The organism is Asticcacaulis tiandongensis, from assembly GCF_006475605.1.
GTDB classification, from domain to species: Bacteria; Pseudomonadota; Alphaproteobacteria; order Caulobacterales; family Caulobacteraceae; genus Asticcacaulis; species Asticcacaulis tiandongensis.
Genome location: NZ_ML636837.1, coordinates 739,395 through 746,045 on the forward strand (window position 1 = coordinate 739,395; position 6,651 = coordinate 746,045).

7 protein-coding genes are annotated in these 6,651 nt (G+C 57.1%); 2 read left to right on the top strand and 5 right to left on the bottom strand.

The features are described 5' to 3' along the window. Positions 1-67: 67 nt before the first annotated feature. The 3 genes from E5201_RS03285 to bioB all read right to left on the bottom strand — a co-directional run bounded on the left by E5201_RS03285 (position 68) and on the right by bioB (position 4,148). The gene (locus tag E5201_RS03285) at positions 68-1,480 is read right to left on the bottom strand and encodes an anthranilate synthase component I family protein (protein ID WP_140984562.1); all 1,413 of its coding nucleotides are present in this window, start codon (positions 1,478-1,480) and stop codon (positions 68-70) included. A 187-nt stretch (positions 1,481-1,667) separates the two neighbouring features. Further along, the gene (locus tag E5201_RS03290; RefSeq protein WP_140984563.1) at positions 1,668-3,146 is read right to left on the bottom strand and encodes an AMP nucleosidase; all 1,479 of its coding nucleotides are present in this window, start codon (positions 3,144-3,146) and stop codon (positions 1,668-1,670) included. Positions 3,147-3,155: 9 nt separating this feature from the next. Further along, positions 3,156-4,148, bottom strand: coding sequence for a biotin synthase BioB (gene bioB / locus E5201_RS03295; protein ID WP_140984564.1), 993 nt, complete (start codon positions 4,146-4,148; stop codon positions 3,156-3,158). 163 nt (positions 4,149-4,311) lie between these two features. Between bioB and ahcY the strand changes: the two genes are divergently transcribed. Then, positions 4,312-5,715: an adenosylhomocysteinase gene (gene ahcY / locus E5201_RS03300; RefSeq protein ID WP_140984565.1), complete on the top strand. Its 1,404-nt coding sequence runs from the start codon at positions 4,312-4,314 to the stop codon at positions 5,713-5,715. A gap of 83 nt (positions 5,716-5,798) precedes the next feature. On the opposite strand, the gene E5201_RS03305 is transcribed toward ahcY, so the two are convergent. Further along, positions 5,799-6,146, bottom strand: a complete 348-nt coding sequence (locus E5201_RS03305; protein WP_140984566.1) for a DUF1304 domain-containing protein — start codon at positions 6,144-6,146, stop codon at positions 5,799-5,801. Positions 6,147-6,220: 74 nt separating this feature from the next. Here E5201_RS03305 and cutA point away from each other — a divergent pair, with 74 nt between their 5' ends. Next, positions 6,221-6,517 carry a divalent-cation tolerance protein CutA gene (cutA, locus tag E5201_RS03310; RefSeq protein ID WP_246050369.1) on the top strand — a complete coding sequence of 99 codons (297 nt, stop codon included), beginning with the start codon at positions 6,221-6,223 and terminating at the stop codon, positions 6,515-6,517. Here the strand turns inward: cutA and E5201_RS15040 are convergent. Further along, positions 6,514-6,642 carry a DUF3597 family protein gene (locus tag E5201_RS15040; protein WP_281280197.1) on the bottom strand — a complete coding sequence of 43 codons (129 nt, stop codon included), beginning with the start codon at positions 6,640-6,642 and terminating at the stop codon, positions 6,514-6,516. The genes cutA and E5201_RS15040 overlap by 4 nt on opposite strands. Positions 6,643-6,651: the final 9 nt, after the last annotated feature.

The following is a 6,651-nucleotide window of genomic DNA, read 5'->3' on the forward strand; positions in this document are numbered from 1 at the left end:
AGCCATTTGAACATATTTTCAGGCTCTCTTGTCGTGACAAGGGGGCCTGAATTGCGTTTGGGGGGTGTTATATCTCGCTGTTCTCAAGGACAGAGCGGATCAGGGACAGCTTGGTTTCGGTCTCGATGCGTTCGGACTTGGGGTCGCTGTCGGAAACGATGCCGCCTCCGGCACAGGCGCGCAGGTGCCAGCGTTTGGTTTCATCCTGCTCCATTATCAGGCTGCGGATGAGGACGCTTGAGTCCATCGCGCCCGAGGCATCAACATAGAACAGCACGCCGCAATAGGGGCCGCGCGGGGCCTCAAGCTCGGCAATAACTTTGAGCGCCTGCACCTTGGGCGCGCCACTGACGGAGCCCGGTGGGAAGCTTTTGAGCAACACGTCACCGGCATCAAAACCGTCGGCCAGTTCGGCGGTAATGGTTGAAACCAGATGATGCACATTGGGATAGGTCTCAAGGCCGTTGAGTTTGGTCACCTTAACGGAACCGACCCTGGAAAATTTCGACAGGTCGTGCCGCATCAGATCAACGATCATCAGGTTTTCGGCCCTGTCCTTTTCACTATTGAGCAGGGCTTCGGATTGCTTGCGGTCGGCGGCAGGGGTTTTGCCACGCGGGCGGGTGCCCTTTATGGGGCGGGTCTCAAGCTGGCCATCAGCGCTCAGGCGGATAAAGCGTTCGGGGCTATTGGACACTATGGCGCGGTTTTGCAGGCGCAAGGCGGCCCCGAAAGGGCTTGGGCCGTTACGTTGCAGGCCCTTGAGGACGCGGCCAATGGTCATGTTGGGCGACAGTTCCCCGCGCCAGCCGCGCGCCAGATTGGCCTGAAACAGATCACCGGCATGGATTTGCTGAATGAGGGTGGCGACCTTATCTTCATGCACCTCATCAGGGGTTTCGAGGATCAGATTGCCGCGCAGGGGGCGTTGCGGGGCCGCATAGGCAGGGTTGCGCGACAAGGTCTGATGCAGAAGCTTTTGCATATGCAAGGCGCGGTTATAGGCTTCAAGCTCGTCACGCCCCCGCCCCAGCGCCAGCAGGCGGCGGGTTTTGTGGTCAAAGGCCAGTAGCGAGGGAAAGCGCAGTACGATCATTTCCGGCCAGGCCCCGCGGCCTTCGACGCGAAAAGGGCGCGGAGTCAGGTTTTCCAGCCGTGCGCCTAATTCAAAGCTCATATAGCCGACCATGCCGCCGGTGAAGGGCGGCAGGTCGCCGCGATCGCCGCTGATACTGTGGGTTTGAAAACGTCCGGTTTTCAGCGCCGCGCTTAGGATGTCCTCGGGTTTGCGACTGTCGTTATATTCCAGCACACTGATGGCGTCGGCATGGGTGCATAGCCATGACCAGCGCCCCAGCTCGCCGCCGTCCGACAGGAAGCCTGCGGCATGGTCGAGCTCGAATATGGCATCAAGCAGGCTCTCCATGGCCATGAAGGGCAGTTTCAGCACATGCAGGTGAGTGAGAGCGGAGGCGGACATCAGGGCCTAAATATTCACGACTTATTGATTCGTACTTTAAGTGTTTGAGGATCAAAATAAATACAGGTTTTTGAATAACCTGACAGGGTTATTGATCAGCCTATGGATGGAGGTCCATGAGATATGTCCTTACAGGCCCGATAAGGCGGAGATAAGCTCCGTCCTTCGGGCCTATTTTTTTATTCCCCTACCGGAAGGGTGGCTCGTCAAAGGCCCTGAGTTTGCGCGAATGCAGACGCGATCCGGCCTGACGCAGAAGATTGATGGTTTCAAAACCGATATCGATATGTTCGGCTATGGCGCGCTCATAAAAATGGTTGGCCTGACCGGGGAGTTTCAACTCGCCATGCAGCGGCTTATCCGAAACGCACAAAAGCGTTCCGTAGGGCACGCGGAAACGATAGCCCTGTGCCGCCAGAGTAGCGCTTTCCATGTCGATGGCCACGGCGCGGCTTTGGGAGAACAGAAGGGCCGATGACGAATAGCGAAGCTCCCAGTTGCGGTCGTCGGTCGTGACCACTGTGCCGGTTCTGAGGCGGCGCTTAAGTTCGTCTCCGTCTTGTCCGGTAACGGTTTCCGCCGCTTTTTGCAGGGCGACCTGAACCTCAGCTATCGGCGGGATCGGGATTTCACGCGGCAGGACATTGTCCATGACATGATCATCGCGCAGATAGGCATGGGCGAGCACATAGTCGCCTATGATCTGCGATGGGCGCAGGCCACCACAGTGGCCGATCATCAGCCAGACATGCGGGCGCATGACCGCCAGATGGTCGGTGATGTTTTTAGCGTTCGATGGCCCGACGCCGATATTGACCAAACTGATGCCCTGACGGTCGGGACGCAGCAGGTGGTAGGCAGGCATCTGGTGCTTGCGCCAGGGGGAATTGGCGATCAGTTCCAGCGGGTTCGGCGTGTCTTTGGTGATCAGCAAACCGCCGCAGCAAGACAGGGCCGTATAGGGACTGTCAGGGCGTTTCAGTTCCTCAAGGGCATAGACAACAAACACATCCACGTAACGGTGATAATTTGTGAGCAGAATGTAAGACTGCGTGTGTTCGGCGGGTGTGCCGGTATAGTGCCTGAGGCGGGCCAGAGAAAAATCCGTACGCAGACCATCGAACAGCACCAGCGGACGATTGCCGGTTTCATCCTCGATATACAGGCCGTCGGCGACTTCGTTACCGATCAGCGCCAGTTCGGTCGTCGGAAAATGCCGCGCCAGATCGAAGGACGAGACCAGATTGAGATCAAGGCCTGCGCCATCAAGCACGTAAGGATAGGGGATTTCCTGATTGGATATGCCGACGCTGATTTCCGCCCCATAGTCGCGCACCAGAAGCTCAAGCTGTTCGGCAATCGAATCTCCGAACAGGTCGGGACGGGTAACAGAGGATGTATAGGTGCCGGGACGTGAAAAACGGGCGAAGGCGCGGTTAACCGTCGGGTGGCGGTGCGTCAGAGGTGCGTCGTCATCCGTAATGCCATAGCCTTTCCACACCACCGTCAGACTGGGGTAACAATAGCGCCCTTCGTTGCGGGCTTCTTTTGCCGGAAGGGTGCGGGTTTCAAGATAGGCCTGAAGGTCGCCCTGCAAGGCTTCAACCGCACGGTCATAGATGTCTTTCAGTCGAGCAACGGCTTCGGTGGCGGTCAGGGAACTCATGGGGCGGGCTTATTGCGGATTGGCCATGGCCCTGAGGCCGAGGCTTTGCAGCAGGTGGGCGTCTGTACCGCGTTCGGGGTTAGGTGTGGTCAGCAACTGATCGCCAACAAAGATCGAATTGGCACCGGACATGAAGCACAGGGCCTGAAGCTCTTCGGACATTTCATTGCGACCGGCACTGAGGCGCACCATCGATTTCGGACACAGAATGCGGGCAACGGCGATCGTGCGAACAAATTCAATCGGCGACACACCACCCTTAACCTTGGCCTGAATACCCAGAGGCGTATTAGCCACGGGCACCAGATTGTTGATCGGGATGCTGTCGGGATGCGCGGGCAGGGTGGCGATCTGATGGAGGAAAGACACGCGATCTTCGCGCGCTTCCCCAAGGCCGACAATGCCACCGCAGCAGGTTTTCATGCCGACATCACGCACGGCCTCAAGCGTATCAAGGCGTTCCTGATAGGTACGGGTGGTGACAACCTTGGAATAGTATTCCGGTGAGGTGTCGAGGTTGTGGTTGTAATAATCAAGGCCCGCGTCCTTAAGGGTTTTGGCCTGATCCGGCGTGATCATGCCCAGCGTGGCGCAGGTTTCAAGGCCCATGGCCTTGACCTCGGAAATCATTGAGGCAAGCGCCGGCACATCGCGGTCTTTCAGATCGCGCCAGGCCGCGCCCATGCAAAAGCGCTGCGCCCCGCCGTCTTTAGCGGCCTTGGCGGCGGTCAGAACCTCATCGACCGGCATCAGCTTAGAGGCCTTTAGGCCCGTGTCGTGGTGGGACGATTGCGAACAGTAGCCGCAGTTTTCGGCGCAACCGCCGGTCTTGATCGACAAAAGCTGCGATAACTGGACTTCGTTGGGGTCAAAGTTCTGGCGATGCACGGTGGCGGCGCGAAACACCAGTTCCATGAACGGCAGGTCGAACAGGGCGGCGATCTCAGGCTTCGTCCAGTCATTGCGGACGGCGTTGAACACCGGATGAGACGTATCGGCCATGAGAGATGCTCCTGATTTGCGGGAACAGGGGTAGCGCAAAATGATCAATGCGGTCAAATAATCTTACAGAGTAAACATATAAAGACATCTTTATGTCTTTATTGCATTGGCGGTCTGGCTCGGTTATAAGGCAGGCAATCCTAATTCATTAAATGAGCATCGCATGTCTGCCCCAAACCAAGATTACATCATCCGCGACCTGTCTCTGGCCGATTGGGGCCGTAAGGAACTTGAGATTGCCGAAGGCGAAATGCCGGGCCTGATGGCCACGCGCGAAGAATATGGCCCGAAACAGGTACTCAAAGGCGCGCGCATCGCCGGTTCGCTGCATATGACCATCCAGACGGGGGTGCTGATTGAAACGCTTCAGGCTCTGGGGGCCGAGGTGCGCTGGGCGTCGTGCAATATCTTCTCGACGCAGGATCATGCGGCGGCGGCCATCGCTGCCAAGGGTACGCCGGTGTTTGCCATCAAGGGCGAAACCCTTGAGGAATACTGGGACTATGCGCACAAGATTTTTGAGTGGCATGATGGCGGTTATCCGAACCTGATCCTTGATGACGGTGGTGACGCCACGCTTCTGACGGTTTTGGGGCCAAAGGCGGAAAAAGATCCGTCGCTCCTCGACAACCCGACCAATGAGGAAGAAGAAGCCCTCTATAAGGTTATGAAGCGCTACCTTAAGGAAAAGCCTGGCTTCTATTCGGCGATCCGTGACGCCATAACCGGTGTGTCCGAAGAAACCACTACCGGTGTGCATCGCCTGTATCACATGGCGCAAAAGGGCGATCTGCCGTTCCCCGCTATCAACGTCAATGACTCGGTCACCAAGTCGAAGTTCGACAACCTTTATGGCTGCCGTGAATCGTTGGTCGATGCCATTCGCCGCGCCACGGATGTCATGCTGGCGGGTAAGGTTGCGGTCGTGCTCGGTTACGGTGATGTCGGCAAGGGGTCGGCGGCGTCACTGCGTAACGGCGGCGCACGTGTGATTGTCACCGAGGTCGATCCGATCTGCGCGCTTCAGGCGGCAATGGAAGGCTATGAGGTGCGCACCGTCGAGGAAGTGGCCGCGCAAGGCGATATCTTCGTCACCTGCACCGGCAACAAGGACGTGCTGCGCCTTGAGCATATGCGTGAGATGAAGCACAACGCCATTGTCTGTAATATTGGTCACTTCGACTCGGAAATTCAGGTTGCGGCGCTGAAGAACTTCAAGTGGGACGAAATCAAGCCACAGGTGCATCACGTTGAATTCCCTGACGGAAAGAAGATCATCCTGCTGTCGGAAGGTCGTCTGGTGAATCTGGGTAATGCGACCGGCCACCCGTCATTTGTGATGTCGGCGTCCTTCACCAACCAGACTCTGGCGCAGATCGAACTATGGACCAACAACAAGGCCTATGAGCGTCAGGTCTATACCCTGCCGAAGCATCTGGACGAGAAGGTGGCGCTGTTGCACCTTGAGAAGCTGGGGGCGAAACTGACGACCCTTAGTCAGGAGCAGGCGGACTATATTAATGTGCCGGTGGCTGGCCCGTTCAAGCCGGAACATTATCGTTACTAATATAGAAAGGCCTTCGCTGTCGCTCAGTGTACTTTCAATATTGAAGATTAGAGACCGCCTCTGTAATCCGACAGGGGCGGTTTTTAAATGCCTGCAAACAGGGCCGCGAGGGCCAATGCCGCGGGCAGGGCCTGAATGAACAGGATTTTCCGGCTGGCGGTGAGTGCACCGAATACACCGGCGACGATCACGCAGATCAGGAAAAAAGCTATGAATTCGGCATTGTCGCGCCACAGGCCATAGATCAGGCCCGCCGCCATAAAGCCGTTATAAAGGCCTTGGTTGGCGGCCAGTGTCCTGGTCTGGGTGGCAAATTCCGGTGTCAGGCCAAAGGCCTTGCGCCCCGCAGGCTTATCCCATAGCGCCATTTCCAGCACGACGATATAAAGGTGAATAAGCACCACGAGCGCGGTCAGGGCAACTGAGATCATGGCCGATGGCCTCCGGCAATTTGACGTAGCCGCCTGATGCGGCCTATGCTGGGACTATGACGGATATTATGATCATGTCCATCGCTTGTGGCACGCCGCATGAAGCGGAAAAGCTGGCGCAGATGCTTGTGTCGCTGAAACTGGCGGCCTGCGTGCAGACCCACCCGATTGAATCGACCTATGTGTGGGAAGGGGCCGTTGAGCGCGCCCATGAGGTCATGCTGACAGCGAAAACCCTGCGCGATAAATTATCAGCTATCGAGGTCGTGGTTAAGGCGCATCACAGCTATGAGGTGCCGGAGATGATCGCCATGCGGCCTGAGTGGGTCAGCCAGCCCTATGTGGACTGGCTGAGAGGTGTTCTCGGTTAATCGAGAAGTTCAGGTGGAAGCTTGCCGCCGTTCTCAGCCAGCTTGTTTAGCACCTGCTTGTGTAACCAGATGTTTTGTTCGGCCGTGCCGGTGAAAGGGCCTGAATGGCCCAGCTCTTCCGCCAGTTTCTTACG